The sequence below is a fragment of the Mangrovihabitans endophyticus genome, from assembly GCF_014646155.1.
In the GTDB taxonomy this organism is placed as follows: Bacteria; Actinomycetota; Actinomycetes; order Mycobacteriales; family Micromonosporaceae; genus Actinoplanes; species Actinoplanes endophyticus.
Genome location: NZ_BMMX01000001.1, coordinates 159,862 through 177,272 on the forward strand (window position 1 = coordinate 159,862; position 17,411 = coordinate 177,272).

Genomic DNA, 17,411 nt, shown 5'->3' on the forward strand with positions numbered 1-17,411 from the left:
GGGTTCATTCTCGCCGGTCGGTGCCGCTGCCGTGGTTCCGGGGTGAGTTGAGGTGCGTCACCCGGCCCCGGCCGCGGCCGGGGCAGCGCGATGACGATCATCGGTGTTACGGTGCCGCCTCGCCTGACGGGGAGGTATGCGCGTGCGACGAGGACCTCGGCCGGTGCGGGGACGAGGCGCCCCCGCGTGGATGGTCGCCGCCGCGGTGGCGATGCTGGTGCTGACCGGTGGTTGCGGGCTGGTCCGGCCCGGTGGCGACGACACCGGCGGCTCCGGCGGGGTGGCCGCGCGGCCGGTGGCGACGCCGGAGGAGACGTTCCCCATCGAGGCCGTTCCGGAGACCAGTTCGGCGTCGCCGTCACCCTCGTCGGCATCCCCGAAACCGTCCCGGACGGCCCGTTCGCACGCGACATCGTCGCCGACGCCGACGCAGGATCCGAACTTCTTCCAGGAGCCGGCGTGCGCCGAGCATGAGGGCACCAAAGTGTCCAAGGCCAAGGCGAAGTCCGCGCTTGTCGCCGCGGCCGGCAAGCGCTACTGGCCGACGTCGGCGCCCGGCATCAAGATCTCCAAGGATCTGGTCAAGAGCGTCGCCTGGCATGAGAGCGGCTGGCAGTCGAACATCGTCAACTGCGACGGCGGGCGCGGGCTGATGCAGGTCATGCCGGACACGGAGGCGTTCATCAATCAGCGCTTCGGCCAGTCGTACGACGTGCGCGACTACCGGGAGAACGCGGTGCTCGGCGCCAATTATCTGGCCTGGCTGACCAAGGCCCTCGGGGACGATCACTTCGACGGTGACTACGATCTGAGCCCGTCGAAGTGCCCGAGTCACGGGTCTCGGTGCCTGCTCAACCTGGTCATCGCCGGGTACAACGCCGGGCGCGGCGCGGTCGACGAGGCGTACGCGGAAAAGCGCCTGCCAAATCCGGAATACGTTGATTCGGTGCGCTCGCTGATGGAGTCCTGCTACTGCGACCGCTACTGACGCCGGAGGCGCCGCGCACGCCGGTGGCCGGACGCCGACGCCCGGCGAGCGCGGGCTACACTGGGGCGGAACCCGGGACTCACGCCGCCGTTTTGACCCTGTTCGCGGCGGCGCTGTAGAGTTCCGGGGTTGTTGTGCGTTCAGTTGCTGGCGGCGCTCCCACTTTCGGCCCGTGCAGCACACACGAAGGAGCCCTGAAGCAATGCCGCCCAAGAAGAAGACTCATGAGGTAACCCTCGCGCTTGAGGCGGGTAACGCCGCGATGGTCGACCTCGGTAAGATGCTCGGCCCGACCGGCGCCAACATGCGTGCCGTGAAGATGGAGTACGACGAGGCCACCGCCAAGAACCGCGGTGAGATCATCCCGGTCGTGGTCAGCGTCTTCGAGGACCGCAGTCACAAGCTGACATATAAGACGCCGCCGACCAGCTTCCTGATCCGCAAGGCTCTGGGCATTCAGTCGGGCGCGTCGAACCCGCTGACGCAGACCGTGGGCACGCTGAGCGCGGACCAGATCAAGCAGATCGCGGAGCGCAAGCTGCCCGACCTCAACGCGAACGACGTGGACGGCGCGATCAAGGTCATCGCTGGCACCGCGCGATCGATGGGCGTCAAGATCGCTGAGTGACGTGCGACAGGTGAACCGGCCCGGGTGCGACGCACCCGGGCCGGTTTCGCTGTGCGAGCCACCGTCAATCGGTGCCGATGATCCGGTCGATGAGCCCGTAGTCCTTCGCCTCGGCCGCCGACAGCCGGCGTCCCGCGGCCAGGTCGTCCTCGATCCGGCTGCGCGTCTGCCCGGTGGCCTCGACCAGCCGCAGCACGACCTCTTCCAGCTCGCGTAGATGCTGGCCGGCGGCTGCGGCCACCTCGTCGGCGGTGCCGGTCAACCCCGCAGCGCGCGGCTCGGCCAGGGTGAACCGGGCATGCCGGTACGCCGCGCGCCGGTCCGCCGCGGCCAGGACGGCGAGCACCGCCCCGCCGGCCTCGGAGGTCACCACCGCGTGCACCTGACCGGTCATCGCATCGATCACGTCGATGATCGTGTGCGCGGCGACGAGATCACCGCCGGGGCTGGCGATGTGCAGTTGCACCGGGGCGGGGTCGCCGGTGTGCGCGCCGCCGTCGAGGGTGAGCAGGGCCGCGGCTATCCCGGAGGCGGTCGACGGGGTGAGCGTTCCACGCAGCATGACGATCCGCTGGTCGAAGAGCCGCTCCTCCAGCCATCCGGGCATGCCGGGGCCCCCGTCGCCGGGCGTCGGCGGGACCGGTCCGGGTTGCCACGGCTCGGGTTGCCACGGCTCGGGCGGTCGCGCCGGGTTGGGTCTCCAGCGCATCGGGTCATGTCGCGGATCCACGGGCAACCTCCGCCTCCCCATCGGGTTCCGCAAGCCTATCCACGGGTGGCGCGGCTCGGCTCCGGCATCCGCTGAGGGCGGACGCGCGAGCGTCGGTAACACGCCGATAACGGGCTCGGCATCCGGCCGCCACCCGTACGGCATAGGGTCGTCAACCATGCCGGGACCGCGCCGCCGATCGATTCTGATCTCGCGGCTCGCGGACCGCCCGGTGGGCAGCCCGCAGGGCGTCATCCTGGATGAGCTGCGCCGGTGCATTCTGGACGGCGAGGTGCCGCCGGGTTCACCCATCCCGGTGGACGGTGTGGCCGCCGCGTTCGGGGTGAGCCGCATCCCGGTCCGCGAGGCGTTGATGACGCTGATCGGGGAGGGCTTGGTGGATCACCGGCCGAACGGCGGCTACCGGGTGGCGATGATGACCGCCCGCGAGTTCGCCGAGTTCTACCTGGTGCGCGAGGCGCTGGAAACGGCGGCGCTGAAGGCCGCGGTGGCGCTCGCCGGGCCGGACGACGACGACCGGGCGCGTGCCGCGCACGCCGCGCTGGACCGGGCGGTGTCCGAGGGGGACGCCCGCGCCCACCACCGGGAGAGCCGGCGCTTCCATCTGGCACTGATCGGGCCGTGCCGGATGCGGCGGCTGCTGCGCATGCTGGACGCGGCCTGGAACATGACCGAGCCGTTGCAGCCGATGGCGCACCTGGGCGAGGACGAACGTCACCGGCTGCACTCCGATCACGCCCAGATGCTTGCCGCGTTCATCGCCCGGGACGAGCCGCGCCTGATCGCCGTCTTCGCGGACCATCACCACCGGCTGCAGTCGTTCATCGACGCGTTGCCCCGCGACACCGGCTTGTTCGCCGAGCCCGGGTAGACCACCGGCTGGCCCGGCAAGCGAAGATATACCGTTCGGCTCATCGGCCGGAAACAGGACGTTCCTAGCGTGTGTCCATGGCCGACACACTTCCGCCCGAGGGGCACGAAGACGTCGTCGAGGCGGCCGGTCAGCCGGTCGGCATCGGCGAGATCAAGCCGGGGTACGACACCCGGCTCACCAACGAGGACCTGGCCCCGCTGAGGCATCAGTCGTGGGGCTCCTACAACATCTTCGCGTTCTGGATGTCGGACGTGCACAGCGTCGGTGGGTACGTGACCGCGGGCAGCCTGTTCGCGCTCGGCTTGTCGAGCTGGCAGGTGCTGATCTCGCTGCTGGTCGGCATCACCATCGTCTACTTCTTCTGCAACCTGGTCGCGCGGCCCAGCCAGGCCACCGGCGTGCCGTACCCGGTGATCAACCGATCCGCGTTCGGCGTGCTCGGCGCGAACATCCCGGCGGTGATCCGGGGCCTGATCGCGGTCGCCTGGTACGGCATCCAGACGTACCTCGCCTCGGCGGCGCTGGACGTGGTCGTCCTGAAACTGTTCCCGTCGTTGATGCCGTACGCCGACGTCGACCAGCACGGCTTCCTCGGATTGCCGCTGCTCGGCTGGTGCACGTACGCGTTGCTCTGGGTCTTGCAGGCGGCGGTGTTCTGGACCGGCATGGAAACCATCCGCAAGTTCATCGACTTCTGCGGTCCGGCCGTCTACGTGGTCATGTTCCTGCTCTGCGGCTACCTGATCTACCGGGCCGGCTGGGGCGAGATCGACCTGAACCTCGGCGAGGTCGAATACACCGGGGCCTCCGCGATCCCGATCATGCTGGGCGCGATCGCCCTCGTCGTGTCGTACTTCTCCGGGCCGATGCTCAACTTCGGCGACTTCTCCCGGTACGGCAAGTCGTTCCGCGCGGTGCGGCGGGGCAACCTGCTCGGGCTGCCGGTGAACTTCCTGCTGTTCTCGCTGCTGGTCGTGGTGACCGCGTCGCTGACCGTCCCGGTCTTCGGCGAGCTGATCACCGACCCGGTGACCACCGTGTCGCGCATCGACAGCACGTTCGCGATCCTGCTCGGCGCCCTGACGTTCACCATCGCCACCATCGGCATCAACATCGTGGCGAACTTCATCTCGCCCGCGTTCGACTTCTCCAACGTCAGCCCGCAACGGGTCAGTTGGCGTACCGGAGGCATGATCGCCGCGGTCGGGTCGGTGCTGATCACGCCGTGGAACCTCTACAACAATCCGGACGTCATCCACTACACCCTGGAGACGCTCGGCGCGTTCATCGGCCCGCTGTTCGGTGTGCTGATCGCCGACTTCTACCTGGTTCGCCACCGGCAGGTGGTGGTGGACGAGATGTTCACCATGTCGCACAGCGGGCGGTACTGGTATCGCAAGGGCTACAACCCGGCGGCGGTCGCCGCGACCGCGGTGGGCGCGGTCATCGCCGTGGTGCCGGTGCTGTGGACCGGCGGGCCGGGCATGCACACGACCGCGCAATATAGCTGGTTCATCGGGTGCGGGCTGGGCTTCCTGGCGTACCTCCTGCTGGCCCGGCGTACCGGCGTGGCCGAGCAGTCCCGAGTCGGTGAGCCCACGGCGAACGAGGGAGCGGGTGACGCCGCCGAGCCGGTGCCCGCCGCCGAGCCGGTCTGATGCTGCTGCGCGTCATCAACCCGAACACCACGGCGTCGATGACCGCAGTGATCGCCGCCAGCGCCCGGGCCGCCGCCGGTCCGGGCGTGCGCGTCGAAGCGATCACCGCGCCGATGGGTCCCGCTTCCATCGAGAGCCATTACGACGAGGCGCTCGCGGTGCCCGGCGTCCTCGCTGCGGTGGCCGAGGGCGAACGGGACGGCGCCGACGGGTACGTGCTGGCCTGCTTCGGCGATCCGGGACTGGACGCCGCCCGGGAGCTGGCGACCGGTCCGGTGATCGGTATCGCGGAGGCCGCCATGCATGCGGCGACGCTGGTCGGGCGCGGCTTCAGCGTGGTCACCACCCTGGACCGCACCCGCGGGCGGGCCCGTGACCTGGCTGCCCGCTACGTGGCCGCCGACGCGTGCCGTGGCGTGCACGCGTGCGACATTCCGGTGCTGGATCTGGAGAACGATCCGAGCGTGCGCATGCGTGTGGTGGCGCTGGGCCGGGCGGCGCTGGAGCAGGACGGATCGGAGGTGATCGTGCTCGGCTGCGCGGGCATGGCGGACCTCGGGGCCGCGGTGTCGGCGGAACTGGGCGTGCCGGTCATCGACGGGGTGGCGGCGGGCGTGGCGCTGGCGGAGGCGCTGGTGCGGATCGGTGCGCCGACGTCGAAACGGGGCGAGTACGCGACGCCGCCGGCCAAGCCGTACGTCGGGCGGCTGCGAGCGTTCGGCACTTGACCGCGGTCACGTCCATCCGGCGCAGCGCGGACACCTCACCCCACCCGGTGGTCTCCGGAGAAAATCTAGTCTGTCTAGACAGGAGGTGGAGTGCGTTGGTAATCTGCTTCGCGTGAAAGGGGCTACCGTGCATTGGCAGGTGCAAGAGGTGAAGCAGCGCTTCAGTGAGGTGCTGCGTGCCGCCGAGGCCGGCGAACCGCAAATCGTGACCAAGCATGGTGCGGAGGTGGCGGTCATCATCGACATCGCGGAGTACCGACGGCTCCACGGCGACCATGTCGGGCTCATGGACTATCTGCGCGCCGACCCCGTCGACGACGTCGACCTCGACGCCGAGATCGACCGCCCGCGGCAGCCGCCGCGCCACATCGAGCTGGCCGACTGACGTGGCCTTCCTGCTCGACACGAACGTCGTCTCGGAACTGCGTAAGAGCGTCCCGCATCCGCAGGTCGCGCGGTGGCACGCCGCCAACTCCGAGGCGGTCGTCTACCTCAGCACCCTCGTGATCGGGGAGATCAGGCGCGGCATCGACCGGCTGCGGCTGCGGGACGTGAAGCAGGCGGACCTCTTGGAGCGCTGGCTGGCCGGGCTGACGGCCTCCTACCGGGAAAAGCTCCTGCCGGTGACGCACCAGGTCGCCGCGGAGTGGGGCCGGCTGAGCGCGACGGCTCAGCCCCCGCCAGTCATCGACGGGCTGATGGCGGCGACGGCAAGCGTGCACGGCCTGACGCTCGTCACCCGCAACGTCGCGGACGTCGACCGCACGGGTGTCTCGGTGGTCAACCCGTTCGACTGAACATCCAGGGGAGCCGGGCTACCGGCCGAGCCGGGCTAGCAGGGGAGCCGGCTACCAGCCGCGTGCCCGCCACTGCGACAGGGCGGGGCGCTCCGCACCGAGCGTGGAATCGTTGCCGTGGCCCGGATAGAACCACGTGTCGTCCGGGAACCGACCGAAGATCTCCTCTTCCAGGTCGTTCATCAGGCTGGTGAAATCTCGCCGGTTCCCCGGCGGCCCGGGCCGCCGGGGAACAGCGAGTCGCCGGTGAACAGGTGCGCCGTCCCCGCCGGGTCGCGGTAGGCCAGCACGATCGACCCAGGCGTGTGCCCGACGACGTGGATCACCTCCACGGTGCAGGCGCCCACCGGCACGGTGTCGCCGTCGCGCAGAGTGCCGGTCGTCACGGGTATCTGCGGTGCGTCCTCGGCGTGGGCCAGCGACGCCGCGCCGGTCCGCCGGACCACCTGCGACAGCGCCTGCCAATGGTCGGGGTGGCGATGGGTGGTCACCACGGACGCCAGCCCGCCGTCGCCGACGAGCGCGAGCAGTGCGCCGGCGTCGTTCGCGGCGTCGATCAGCACCCGGCTGCCGTCCGCGCGGCAGCGCAACAGATAGGCGTTGTTGTCCATCGGACCGACCGACACCTTGGTGATGGTCAGGTCGCGCAGTTCGCGGACCGCCGCGGGGCCGCCGGGCGTCACCTCTCCGGTGTATGCGGTCGTCATTTCCACCTCGGGGGTCGGGGTAGCTCGCCGTCCGGCGAGACGGTCAGGTCGGCGCCGTCGCCGCGGCCGGACAGCCAGGCGGCGATCGAGCGGGTGGAGCCGCCGATCACCGGTGCGCTCGGATCATCCCCGATGGTGATCGCATGGTCGAGTCCGTGCGGGCGCAGCACCACGGCGAAATCCTCCGGCGCGCCGCCGGCGATCTCGCGGACCAGGCGCAGGGCGAAGGCGTCGGTCCAGTCCCCAGGCGTGTATCCCCGGCCCACGTCGACGTGATGCACCTCGACTTCACGCAGCCGCGCCCACGGCACCACGGCCGCGGGCTGGCCGAGCGCGGGCAGCGGAAACGCCCACGCCTGCGCCGGCATCGCGGCGCCCGCGTCGGCGAACCTCTCGTGCGCCGCGCGGATGTCCGCGATCTGCTCCCGCAGCGGACGGCGGGCGCCCGCCTCGATCCCCTCGGCGCGGGCGTCGGCCGAGGCGTACGGCAAGGTCTCCACGCCGGTGCGGGCCCAGGTCAGCAGGTTGGTATAAGCGTCGGCGTTGCGCGCCACGTGGGTCAGCAGGTGGCCGATCGACCAGCCGGGCAGACGGGACGGGGCGGACACCGCGGCGGGATCGAGATCCTCGACGGCGTGCAGCAGGCGCTCGGTCGCCGTGTCGACGTCGGTGAGCAGAACGAGAGGGTCGATCGTCACGCCGTCGACCCTACGGCAGCGGGCGGACAAGAATTCGCTTTCCCCGGCCGACGCCACGACCGTACCGTCTGAGACGTACGCATCGATCGAGCCATGCAGGGGGTGGGAAGCGTGCCGTTCGTCGTTGCTGCATCCCGTCGCGTGGAGGTGTGCGGCTGAGGCCCGCCCGGCCCGCCAACGCCTCCCCTCCCCAAGGGGCCCCGCATGACCCACGATCTGTCCCGGCTCGGCTGGGACGAGTTCTTCGCATCCGCGTACCGGCCACGCAGCCGGACCGACACCGCCGCCGCCCGGGTGTTGCGCGCCGACCGGGGTGTGTGCACGGTGTTCGGCGCGTCCGGCACGCTGCGCGCCACGCTGGCCGGCGGCGTCCTGCTGGACAGCTCCGGCGATCCGGCCCGGCTGCCGTGCGCCGGCGACTGGGTGGTGATCCGGCACTGGCCGGACCGCCGGGTGACCGTCGAGAGCGTGCTGCCGCGGCGTACCACCCTGATCCGCCGTACCGCCGACAAGGATTCCAGCGGCCAGGTGCTGGCGGCGAACATGGACACCGTCGCCGTGGTCGAGCCGATGCATCCGGCGCCGGATGACGCACGCGTCGAACGGTTGCTGTCGCTCGCCTTCGATTCCGGCGCGGCGCCGCTGCTGGTGCTGTCGAAGAGCGACACCTGCGCCGACCCCGAGGCGATCGCCGGGCAGTTCGCCGGGCTCGCCCCGGGCGTGCCGGTGCTGCCGGTCAGCGTGCCGGCCGGGACCGGCCTCGCGGGCTTGCGCGAACGGGTGGCGCCGGGCCGCACGCTGGCGCTGCTGGGCCGCTCCGGCGCGGGCAAGTCGACCCTGGTGAACATGCTGGCAGGCGGTGACGTGATGCCGGTGCGGCAGATCCGCGCCGACGGCAAGGGGCGGCACACCACCGCGTACCGCAATCTGGTGCCGGTGCCTGGCGGTGGCGCCGTGCTGGACACCCCGGGCATCCGCGGGGTGGGCCTGCTGGACACCGGCAGCGGCCTGGATCGCACGTTCGCCGACATCGCCGATCTGGCCGCGCTGTGCCGGTTCGCGGACTGCCGGCACGGCGCCGAGCCGGGATGTGCGGTGCGGGCTGCGGTGCACGACGGTTCGCTGTCGGTGCGGCGGCTGGAGAGCTGGCGCAAGCTGCAACATGAGGTCGCGGTGCAGAGCTCCCGGCAGGCGGTGCGGTTGCGGTCGGCGGACCGGCGGCAACGCCCGTCCTGACCCGCGCAGCCGGTCCCGGCGGAGGCCGGCGCGGGTGCTGGCAGAATGCACCGGTGCGCGCGGTTCAGGTCGATCAGCCGGCGGAGCCGGCGGCCCCGTCGTCGCCGCCCGCCGCGTCTGCACCACGGGGACGCTGGTGGGTGGCGGGCGCGGCCTACGGCAGTTATCTGGTCTTGGCGGTGCTGGTGCTGATCCAGTTGTGGATCGCTCCCGGCCGTCGCGTGCTCGCCAGCAACGACGACGATCACGGCTTCTTCCTGTTCGTCATGGCGCACGGCGAACGCGTGCTGTTCCACGGCGCCAACCCGTTCTTCTCGGACCGGATGAACGTGCCGGACGGGATCAACATGATGGCGAACACCTCGGTGCTCGCGTTGAGCGTGCCGGTGGCCCCGATCACTCACCTGTTCGGCCCGGGCGTCTCCGTCGTGCTGCTGCTCACGGTGGGCCTGGCCGGCACCGCCGCGGCCTGGTACGGGGTGCTGTCACGGCATCTGGTCCGCCGTCGGCTGGCCGCCTGGATAGGCGGGCTGTGGTGCGGCTTCTGCCCGGCGATGGTGGCGCACGCCAACGGGCACATCAACTTCGTCAGCAACTTCGTGGTGCCGTTCCTGGTCTGGCAGGTGCTGCGGCTGCGCGAACCCGGACGGGTCTGGCGGTCCGGTGTGGCCGTCGGCGTGCTGGTGACCGTGCAGGTCTTCATCAACGAGGAGATCCTGCTGTTCACCGCCCTGACCATGGGGGTGTTCGTGATGGCGTACGCGGCGTTGCGGCGCCGCGAGGCCCGGGACGCGGCGGGCCGGTTCGCCGCGGGTCTGGGCGTCGCCGTGCTGACCGCGGCGGCGCTGCTGGCGTACCCGTTGTGGTGGCAGTTCGCCGGCCCGGGCAGCTATTCGGGGCAGCCGTTCACGGCCGGCAAGTACGTCACCGACCTGCTGGCCGTCGGTGCGTACGCGCGGCAGTCGCTGGCCGGCAACGGCGCCGTCGCCCGTGCGCTCAGCGTCAGCGCCACCGAGGACGACACGTTCTTCGGTCCGGGCATGCTGGTGATGTTGGTGGTCGCGGTGATCATGTTGCGGCGCTCGGCGGCGGCGGCGGCGACGGCGACCGCGATCGCCGGGCTGGTGCTGCTGGTGGTCTCGTTGGGCCCGCGCCTGCAGGCGGCGGGCGTGACCACGCCGATCCCGCTGCCGTTCGCACTGATCAGTCATCTGCCGGTGATCGACCTGGTGAGCGTGACCCGGTTCGCGATGGTGCCGGCGACCGTGGCCGGGGTGCTGCTGGCGCTGGCGGTGGATGCCGCGCGGCGGCTGCCGGACCGGCGGCGTACGGCGTTCTGGGTGGGCCTCGTGGTGGCGCTGGTGCCGGTGGCGCCCAAACCGCTGCCGGTGGTGGCGGCTGATCCGCTGCCGCCGTTCCTCGCCGACGGGATGTGGCGCGCGTACGTCCCGGAGGACCGCACCCTGGTCACCGTTCCGTTGCCGGAGGTCACCACCGGGCGGACCGGGATGCGCTGGGCCGCGCTGTCCGGGTTGGACTATCGCTCGCCGCGCGGCTATTTCATGGGGCCGGTGAATCCGCCGGAGGACCGCACCGGATCGTGGAGCGCGCCCCGCCGGTTCACCTCGGATCTGTTGCGGCAGGTCGGCGAGTACGGCCGGGAGCCGGTGCTCGGCGCGGCGGACCGTCGGGCCGCGCGGCGTGATCTGGCGTACTGGCGGGCGGCCGTGGTGGTGCTGGTGCCGGACGGCCGCAACGGCGCCGTGCTGCAGGCCACCGTCACGGACCTGGTGGGCCGCGGGCCGCAGCGGGTCGGCGGCGTGCTGCTCTGGGATGTCCGCGATCTTCCTCCGGCCGGGTGACATGAGTTGCCGGTTCTGCGGGAATTCGCAGTCCGCGGACGGCGCTGCACTAGCGTCGCCTGTTTTTGTCACACCCCGTGGCTAGAGTTGCCGCGACTCTGCCCGGACCTCATACACACGTACGGAGTGGCTGGCTGTGGCCGACCGATTGATCATCCGCGGCGCGCGGGAGCACAACCTGCGCGACGTGAGCCTTGACCTGCCCCGCGACGCCCTGATCGTGTTCACCGGCCTGTCCGGTTCGGGCAAGTCCAGCCTCGCCTTCGACACGATCTTCGCCGAGGGCCAGCGTCGATACGTTGAGTCACTGTCTTCGTACGCTCGGCAGTTTCTCGGGCAGATGGACAAGCCCGACGTCGACTTCATCGAGGGACTCTCGCCGGCCGTCTCGATCGACCAGAAGTCGACCTCGCGCAACCCGCGCTCGACCGTGGGCACCATCACCGAGGTCTACGACTATCTGCGGTTGCTGTTCGCCCGCACCGGTGTGCCGCACTGTCCGGTGTGCGGCGAGCGGATCAGCAAGCAGAGCCCGCAGCAGATCGTCGACCGGGTGCTGGCCATGGAGGACGGCGTCCGATTCATGGTGCTGGCGCCGGTGGTGCGCGGGCGCAAGGGCGAATACCTCGACCTCTTCGGCGAGTTGCAGGCCAAGGGCTACGCCCGCGCCCGGGTGGACGGCGTGGTGCATCCGCTGACCGACCCGCCGAAGCTGAAGAAGCAGGAGAAGCACACCATCGAGGTGGTGGTCGACCGGCTCAGCGTGAAGGCGAGCAGCAAGCAACGGCTCACCGACTCGGTGGAGTCCGCGCTGGCACTGTCCGGTGGGCTCGTTCTGCTCGACTTCGTCGACCAGCCGGAGGACGACCCGCAGCGCGAGCGCCGTTTCTCCGAGCATCTGGCCTGCCCCAACGACCATCCGCTGGCGATCGAGGACCTGGAACCGCGGGTCTTCTCGTTCAACGCGCCTTACGGCGCCTGTCCGGAGTGCACCGGCCTGGGCATCAAGAAGGAGGTCGACCCGGAGCTGATCGTTCCGGACGAGGAGCGCAGCCTGCGGGAGGGCGCGATCCAGCCCTGGTCCGGCGGGTCCACGCTGGAGTACTTCCTGCGACTGCTCGGGGCGCTGGCCGAGTCCGAGCGCTTCAGCCTGGACACGCCGTGGCGGCAGCTACCGAACCGTGCGCAGAAGACCATCCTGTACGGGTCGGAGGACCAGGTCCACGTCCGCTATCGCAACAAGTACGGCCGGGAGCGCTCCTACTACACCGGCTTCGAGGGTGTGGTGCAGTGGATCGAGCGGCGCCACTCGGACACCGAGAGCGACTGGTCACGCGACAAATACGAGGGCTACATGCGTGACGTGCCGTGCCCGACGTGCGGCGGCGCGCGGCTCAAGCCCGAAGTGCTGGCGGTGACCATCGCCGGGCGCAGCATCGCCGAGGTGTGCAACCTGTCCGTGGGCGAGTGCGCCGAGTTGCTCGCCACGATCGAGCTGGACGATCGGCAGAAGATGATCGCCGAGCGGGTGCTCAAGGAGGTCAACGCGCGGTTGCGCTTCCTGGTCGACGTGGGCTTGGACTACCTGTCCCTGGACCGGCCGGCCGGCACTCTCTCCGGTGGGGAGGCGCAGCGCATCCGGCTGGCCACCCAGATCGGCTCCGGGCTGGTGGGCGTGCTCTACGTGCTGGATGAGCCGTCGATCGGGCTGCATCAGCGGGACAACCACCGGCTGATCGAGACCCTGGTGCGGCTGAAGAAGCTGGGCAACACGCTGATCGTGGTGGAGCACGACGAGGACACCATCCGCACCGCGGACTGGGTGGTCGACATCGGCCCGGGCGCCGGCGAGCACGGCGGCAGGATCGTGCACAGCGGACCGGTCAAGGGGCTGCTGAGCAGCAAGGCGTCGCCCACCGGCGCCTATCTGTCCGGTCGTCGCGCGATCCCGACGCCGTCCACACGGCGACCTCGCTCGTCCGGCCGTGAGCTGGTGGTGCAGGGCGCCCGCGAGCACAACCTGCGCAACCTGACCGTGGAGTTCCCGCTCGGTCAGTTCGTCGCGGTCACCGGGGTGAGCGGGTCGGGCAAGTCGACCCTGGTCAACGACATCCTTTACACGGTGCTCGCAAACACCATCAACGGCGCGCGGATGGTGCCGGGCCGGCACACCCGCATCTCCGGCATGGACCACGTGGACAAGGTGGTCGGCGTCGACCAGTCGCCGATCGGGCGCACCCCGCGGTCCAACCCCGCCACCTACACGGGGGTGTTCGACAACGTCCGCAAGCTGTTCGCCGAGACGACCGAGGCCAAGGTCCGCGGGTATGGGCCGGGCCGCTTCTCGTTCAACGTCAAGGGCGGGCGCTGCGAGAACTGCGCCGGGGACGGCACCATCAAGATCGAGATGAACTTCCTGCCGGACGTCTATGTCCCGTGTGAGGTGTGCCGGGGCGCCCGGTACAACCGGGAGACGCTTGAGGTGCACTACAAGGGCAAGACGATCTCCCAGGTGCTGGAGATGCCGATCGAGGAGGCGGCGCACTTCTTCGAGGCGATCCCAGCGATCCACCGCCACCTCAAGACGCTGGTGGACGTGGGACTGGGATACGTCCGGCTGGGCCAGCCAGCACCGACCCTGTCCGGCGGCGAGGCGCAGCGCGTCAAGCTGGCCTCCGAGCTGCAGAAGCGCTCCACCGGGCGCACCGTGTACGTGCTGGACGAGCCGACCACGGGGCTGCACTTCGAGGACATCCGCAAGCTTCTCATGGTCCTCAACGGCCTGGTGGACAAGGGCAACACGGTCGTCGTGATCGAGCACAACCTGGACGTCATCAAGACGGCGGACTGGTTGATCGACATGGGTCCCGAGGGTGGCAACAAGGGCGGCATGATGATCGCGGCGGGTACCCCGGAGGAGGTCGCGGAGGTTCCGGACAGCTACACCGGGCAGTTCCTGCGGCCGGTGCTGGGGCTGAGCGGCGATCCGTCCGGATCGGACGCGGCGGTGGCCCGGGCGGCCAAGGCCAACGGCGCCGGCAAGGCGCGGACCGGCGGGAACCGGGGCAACGGCGCGGCCAAGCCGGCCGGGGCAGCCAAGGCAACGGGCGCGGCCAAGTCGACCGCGGCCAAGTCGACCGCGGCCAAGTCGCCGGCGGCTAAGTCCACGCCGGCCAAGTCCACGCCGGCCAAGTCCGCGCCGGCCAAGTCGACGGGCGCGGCGAAACAGACCAAGGCTGCCGCCGCGCCGGCCAAGTCCGGCACCGCGGCGCGAACCCGCAGCCGGGCGGGCGTTTGATCCACAGGTAACGCACAGCAACGGTCGCCGGTGGCGAGGCCGCGGCCCCGCGGCCCAGGTCGGGGCGCTGATTGTTGGCGTACTGTCGGATTCCGCGCCGGATATGAGTAGATTTGTGAAACAGAATCCGGCGGTAATTTGGGCGCCGCGCATGAACCCGATCGAGGGGGCGCTGCGTATTCAGTGGCGACGCCGCGTGATGACCGCGCGGGGCGAGCCGACGAGGGGTTACCGGAAAGGTTCCGAGCGATGACAGACATGCAGACCAGGCCCGGCACTGAGGATCGGGCCGAGGGGACCGCGGGCGCGACGGCGCCCACCCGGAGAGTCGTGCTGGCCGGCGCCGGGGCCCTCGGCGCGACCTGTGTGCTGGCCGCGTGCGGCACCAACAACACCTCGGGCAACTACAACGGAGGCGAGTTCACCAATGACCCCGCGCCCGCGGGCAGCGCCGGCACCGACGGTCAGCAGCAGGACCCCGGCAGCGACAGCGGCGCGTCGAATGGGACGCTGGCGGCGGTGGGCGACGTTCCCTCGGGCGGCGGCGTCATCAAGGGCGACTACGTGATCACCCAGCCCGCCAAGGGACAGTTCCGGGCGTTCAGCAAGGTGTGCACGCACCAGGGCTGTGACGTGAGCCGGGTGGACAACGGGGTGATCATCTGCCCCTGTCACAACAGCACGTTCTCCATCGAGGACGGGTCGCCGACCGGCGGGCCGGCCACCCGCGCGCTGCCCGAGACCAAGGTCAAAGTGGACGGCGACAACATCGTGGCGGCCTGAGCCGTCCGAGTCCGCCGGCCGGGATGACGCCGGAAGCCCGCAACCGTGGCGGCGGCCACGGGCCTCCGGCCGGACAATCATGTCAGGGGGTCGCACTAGGCTTTGAACCGTGCCTGACCCGTCGAGCTACCGGCCAGCGCCGGGGACCGTTCCCGACGCTCCGGGTGTCTACCGTTTCCGTGACCCCTCGGGTCGCGTCATCTACGTGGGGAAGGCGAAAAGCCTTCGCAACCGGCTGAATTCCTACTTCGCCGACACGTGGAGCCTGCACGCGCGCACGCAACAGATGGTCACCACGGCCGCCGCGGTCGACTGGGTGACGGTGGCTTCCGAGGTCGAGGCGCTCCAGTTGGAGTTCTCCTGGATCAAGGAGTTCGACCCCCGGTTCAACGTCAAATATCGCGACGACAAGTCCTATCCCTTCCTGGCGGTCACCCTCAATGAGGAGTTCCCGCGGCTGCAGGTGATGCGCGGCGCCAAGCGCAAGGGTGTGCGCTACTTCGGGCCTTACTCCCATGCCTGGGCCATCCGGGAGACGCTGGATCTGCTGCTACGCGTCTTCCCTGCGCGGACCTGTTCGACCGGGGTGTTCAAGCGCGCCGGCCAAATCGGCCGGCCCTGCCTGCTGGGTTACATCGGCAAATGCTCGGCGCCGTGCGTCGGTTCGGTCACTGCCGAGCAGCACCGGGCCATCGTCGACGACTTCTGCGATTTCATGGCCGGGCGCACCGACACCTTCGTGAAGCGGCTCGAACACGACATGCTGCAGGCGTCCGAGGACCTGGAGTTCGAGCGGGCCGCGCGGCTGCGGGACGACATCGCGGCGCTACGCAAGGCGATGGAGAAGCAGACGGTGGTGTTCGGCGACGGCACGGACGCCGACGTGGTGGCGTTCGCGGAGGACCCGCTGGAGGCCGCCGTCCAGGTGTTCCACGTCCGTGACGGCCGGGTGCGCGGCCAGCGGGGCTGGGTGGTGGAAAAGGTGGAGGACCTGACCACCGGGGATCTGGTGCATCACTTCTGCAGCCAGGTCTATGGTGCCGAGCACGGCGAGGGCGACGTCCCCCGCGAGCTGCTGGTGCCCGCGCTGCCGCCGGACGCGGAGGCGCTGGAGAGCTGGCTCACCGAGCACCGCGGCACCCGGGTGCATCTGCGCGTGCCGCAGCGCGGAGACAAGCGGTCCCTGCTGGACACCGTGGCCCGCAACGCGGGCGAGGCCCTGGCGCGTCACAAGCTGCGCCGCGCCGGCGACCTGACCACCCGCAGCAAGGCGTTGGACGAGATAGCCGAGGCGCTCGGCATGGACTCGGCGCCGCTGCGCATCGAGTGTTTCGACGTGTCGCAGATCCAGGGCACCGACGTGGTGGCCAGCATGGTGGTCTTCGAGGACGGCCTGCCGCGCAAGAGCGAATACCGGCGTTTCGCGGTGCGCGGCACCGCCGACGGAGGCGGCACCGACGACCTGGCCGCGATGAGCGAGGTGCTCCGGCGACGGTTCGCCCGCTACCGAGCACAGGCCGAGCCCGAAGCCGGGGCCGGGCCCGAGCCCGAAGCCGGGCCCGAGCCCGAAGCCGAGCCCGAAGCCGGGGCCGAGCCCGAAGCCGAGGCCGTGTCGGAGACCGCCCCGGAGACCGGCCCGGAGACCGCCCCGGAGACCGGCCCGGAGACCGCGGGCTCGGCCCCGGACGACGTCGCGACGAGCGATCTGCCGGGCATCGACCCGATGACCGGCCGGCCGCGCCGGTTCGCCTACCCGCCGCAACTGGTCGTGGTGGACGGCGGGGCGCCGCAGGTGAACGCGGTGGCTGCGGTGCTGTCCGACCTGGGCATCACCGATGTCGCCCTGTGCGGGCTGGCGAAGCGGCTGGAAGAGGTGTGGTTGCCCGGCGACGACTTCCCGGTGATCCTGCCGCGCACGTCGGAGGCGCTTTATCTGTTGCAGCGGGTGCGCGACGAAGCGCACCGATTCGCGATCACCTTCCACCGGCAGCGCCGTTCCAAGCGGATGACGGCATCCGGGCTGGACAACATTCCGGGACTGGGGGAGACCCGGCGCAAGGCGCTGCTGCGGCACTTCGGCTCGATGAAGAGGCTGGGCGCGGCCTCCGTGGACGAGGTCACCGAGGTGCCGGGGGTGGGACGCCGTACCGCGGAGGCGGTGCTCGCGGCGCTGAACCCGGCGCCTGCGGCCGAAGCCGGCGCGGCGGCGGCCGGCGGCGCCGAGGAGAACGGCCCGGCAGTGTCGCCCGGCGGTGCCGGCCGGACCCGGGCCGGGGCGAACCGTTCCCGCGTCGCGCGGCCCGCCCCGTCGGCCCCGGAAGGGGCCCAGCCGGCTTCGGAAGAGGCACCGTTGGTCGCGGAAGAGGGCACCGACCTCCGGTGAACGAGCGGTGGCCACATCGGATGCGCGCCGCGGGCCGGACC

Annotated in this window: 13 protein-coding genes and 2 pseudogenes; 12 read left to right on the forward strand and 3 right to left on the reverse strand. The window is 70.7% G+C overall.

Annotation, left to right across the window (positions count from 1 at the left end; genetic code table 11):
- The first annotated feature begins 142 nt into the window (after positions 1–142).
- Entirely contained in the window at positions 143–988 is an 846-nt protein-coding gene (locus IEY73_RS00650) for a lytic transglycosylase domain-containing protein (protein ID WP_229715305.1), read from the forward strand.
- Positions 989–1,190: 202 nt separating this feature from the next.
- A complete protein-coding gene (locus IEY73_RS00655; RefSeq protein ID WP_189077038.1) occupies positions 1,191–1,616 on the forward strand; it encodes an uL11 family ribosomal protein in 426 nt (141 codons plus the stop codon).
- A 64-nt stretch (positions 1,617–1,680) separates the two neighbouring features.
- Here the strand turns inward: IEY73_RS00655 and IEY73_RS00660 are convergent, their stop codons facing one another.
- On the reverse strand, positions 1,681–2,325 hold the full coding sequence (locus tag IEY73_RS00660; RefSeq protein ID WP_189077039.1) for an ATP-dependent Clp protease proteolytic subunit: 645 nt from the start codon (positions 2,323–2,325) through the stop codon (positions 1,681–1,683).
- A gap of 178 nt (positions 2,326–2,503) precedes the next feature.
- On the opposite strand from IEY73_RS00660, the gene IEY73_RS00665 reads away from it, so the two are divergent.
- The 5 genes from IEY73_RS00665 to IEY73_RS00685 all read left to right on the forward strand — a co-directional run bounded on the left by IEY73_RS00665 (position 2,504) and on the right by IEY73_RS00685 (position 6,403).
- Complete coding sequence (locus IEY73_RS00665) at positions 2,504–3,217, forward strand: GntR family transcriptional regulator (RefSeq protein WP_189077040.1); 714 nt, start codon at positions 2,504–2,506, stop codon at positions 3,215–3,217.
- A gap of 77 nt (positions 3,218–3,294) precedes the next feature.
- Positions 3,295–4,878: an NCS1 family nucleobase:cation symporter-1 gene (locus tag IEY73_RS00670; RefSeq protein ID WP_189077041.1), complete on the forward strand. Its 1,584-nt coding sequence runs from the start codon at positions 3,295–3,297 to the stop codon at positions 4,876–4,878.
- The gene (locus tag IEY73_RS00675) at positions 4,878–5,606 is read left to right on the forward strand and encodes an aspartate/glutamate racemase family protein (protein WP_189077042.1); all 729 of its coding nucleotides are present in this window, start codon (positions 4,878–4,880) and stop codon (positions 5,604–5,606) included. Before IEY73_RS00670 ends, IEY73_RS00675 begins: the two co-directional genes overlap by 1 nt.
- Before the next feature lie 112 nt (positions 5,607–5,718).
- Positions 5,719–5,991: a type II toxin-antitoxin system Phd/YefM family antitoxin gene (locus IEY73_RS00680; RefSeq protein ID WP_229715306.1), complete on the forward strand. Its 273-nt coding sequence runs from the start codon at positions 5,719–5,721 to the stop codon at positions 5,989–5,991.
- 1 nt (position 5,992) lies between these two features.
- The gene (locus IEY73_RS00685) at positions 5,993–6,403 is read left to right on the forward strand and encodes a type II toxin-antitoxin system VapC family toxin (RefSeq protein WP_189077043.1); all 411 of its coding nucleotides are present in this window, start codon (positions 5,993–5,995) and stop codon (positions 6,401–6,403) included.
- A 51-nt stretch (positions 6,404–6,454) separates the two neighbouring features.
- Here IEY73_RS00685 and IEY73_RS00690 read toward each other — a convergent pair.
- Both IEY73_RS00690 and IEY73_RS00695 read right to left on the reverse strand, forming a co-directional pair.
- A pseudogene (locus IEY73_RS00690) lies at positions 6,455–7,110 on the reverse strand (MBL fold metallo-hydrolase).
- Positions 7,107–7,808 (reverse strand): maleylpyruvate isomerase family mycothiol-dependent enzyme, encoded by a 702-nt coding sequence (locus IEY73_RS00695; protein WP_189077044.1) that lies wholly within the window; start codon positions 7,806–7,808, stop codon positions 7,107–7,109. The pseudogene IEY73_RS00690 and the gene IEY73_RS00695 overlap by 4 nt, the downstream one beginning before the upstream one ends.
- Before the next feature lie 204 nt (positions 7,809–8,012).
- Between IEY73_RS00695 and rsgA the strand changes: the two genes are divergently transcribed.
- The 5 genes and pseudogenes from rsgA to uvrC all read left to right on the forward strand — a co-directional run bounded on the left by rsgA (position 8,013) and on the right by uvrC (position 17,370).
- The gene (gene rsgA / locus IEY73_RS00700) at positions 8,013–9,044 is read left to right on the forward strand and encodes a ribosome small subunit-dependent GTPase A (protein WP_189077045.1); all 1,032 of its coding nucleotides are present in this window, start codon (positions 8,013–8,015) and stop codon (positions 9,042–9,044) included.
- A 53-nt stretch (positions 9,045–9,097) separates the two neighbouring features.
- Positions 9,098–10,906 (forward strand): DUF6311 domain-containing protein, encoded by a 1,809-nt coding sequence (locus IEY73_RS00705; protein ID WP_189077046.1) that lies wholly within the window; start codon positions 9,098–9,100, stop codon positions 10,904–10,906.
- A 136-nt stretch (positions 10,907–11,042) separates the two neighbouring features.
- A pseudogene (uvrA, locus tag IEY73_RS00710) lies at positions 11,043–14,006 on the forward strand (excinuclease ABC subunit UvrA); the annotation flags it as partial.
- 447 nt (positions 14,007–14,453) lie between these two features.
- Complete coding sequence (locus IEY73_RS00715; protein WP_189077048.1) at positions 14,454–14,987, forward strand: Rieske (2Fe-2S) protein; 534 nt, start codon at positions 14,454–14,456, stop codon at positions 14,985–14,987.
- A 109-nt stretch (positions 14,988–15,096) separates the two neighbouring features.
- Positions 15,097–17,370, forward strand: a complete 2,274-nt coding sequence (gene uvrC / locus IEY73_RS00720; protein ID WP_189077049.1) for an excinuclease ABC subunit UvrC — start codon at positions 15,097–15,099, stop codon at positions 17,368–17,370.
- Positions 17,371–17,411 lie beyond the last annotated feature (41 nt).

What these genes read in the sequence shown, in the direction of transcription:
- IEY73_RS00655 (WP_189077038.1), top strand. Translation starts at nt 1,191, where the DNA reads ATGCCGCCCAAGAAGAAGACTCATGAGGTAACCCTCGCGCTTGAGGCG.
- IEY73_RS00660 (WP_189077039.1), bottom strand. Translation starts at nt 2,325, where the DNA reads ATGCGCTGGAGACCCAACCCGGCGCGACCGCCCGAGCCGTGGCAACCC.
- IEY73_RS00665 (WP_189077040.1), top strand. Translation starts at nt 2,504, where the DNA reads ATGCCGGGACCGCGCCGCCGATCGATTCTGATCTCGCGGCTCGCGGAC.
- IEY73_RS00670 (WP_189077041.1), top strand. Translation starts at nt 3,295, where the DNA reads ATGGCCGACACACTTCCGCCCGAGGGGCACGAAGACGTCGTCGAGGCG.
- IEY73_RS00675 (WP_189077042.1), top strand. Translation starts at nt 4,878, where the DNA reads ATGCTGCTGCGCGTCATCAACCCGAACACCACGGCGTCGATGACCGCA.
- rsgA (WP_189077045.1), top strand. Translation starts at nt 8,013, where the DNA reads ATGACCCACGATCTGTCCCGGCTCGGCTGGGACGAGTTCTTCGCATCC.
- IEY73_RS00715 (WP_189077048.1), top strand. Translation starts at nt 14,454, where the DNA reads ATGACAGACATGCAGACCAGGCCCGGCACTGAGGATCGGGCCGAGGGG.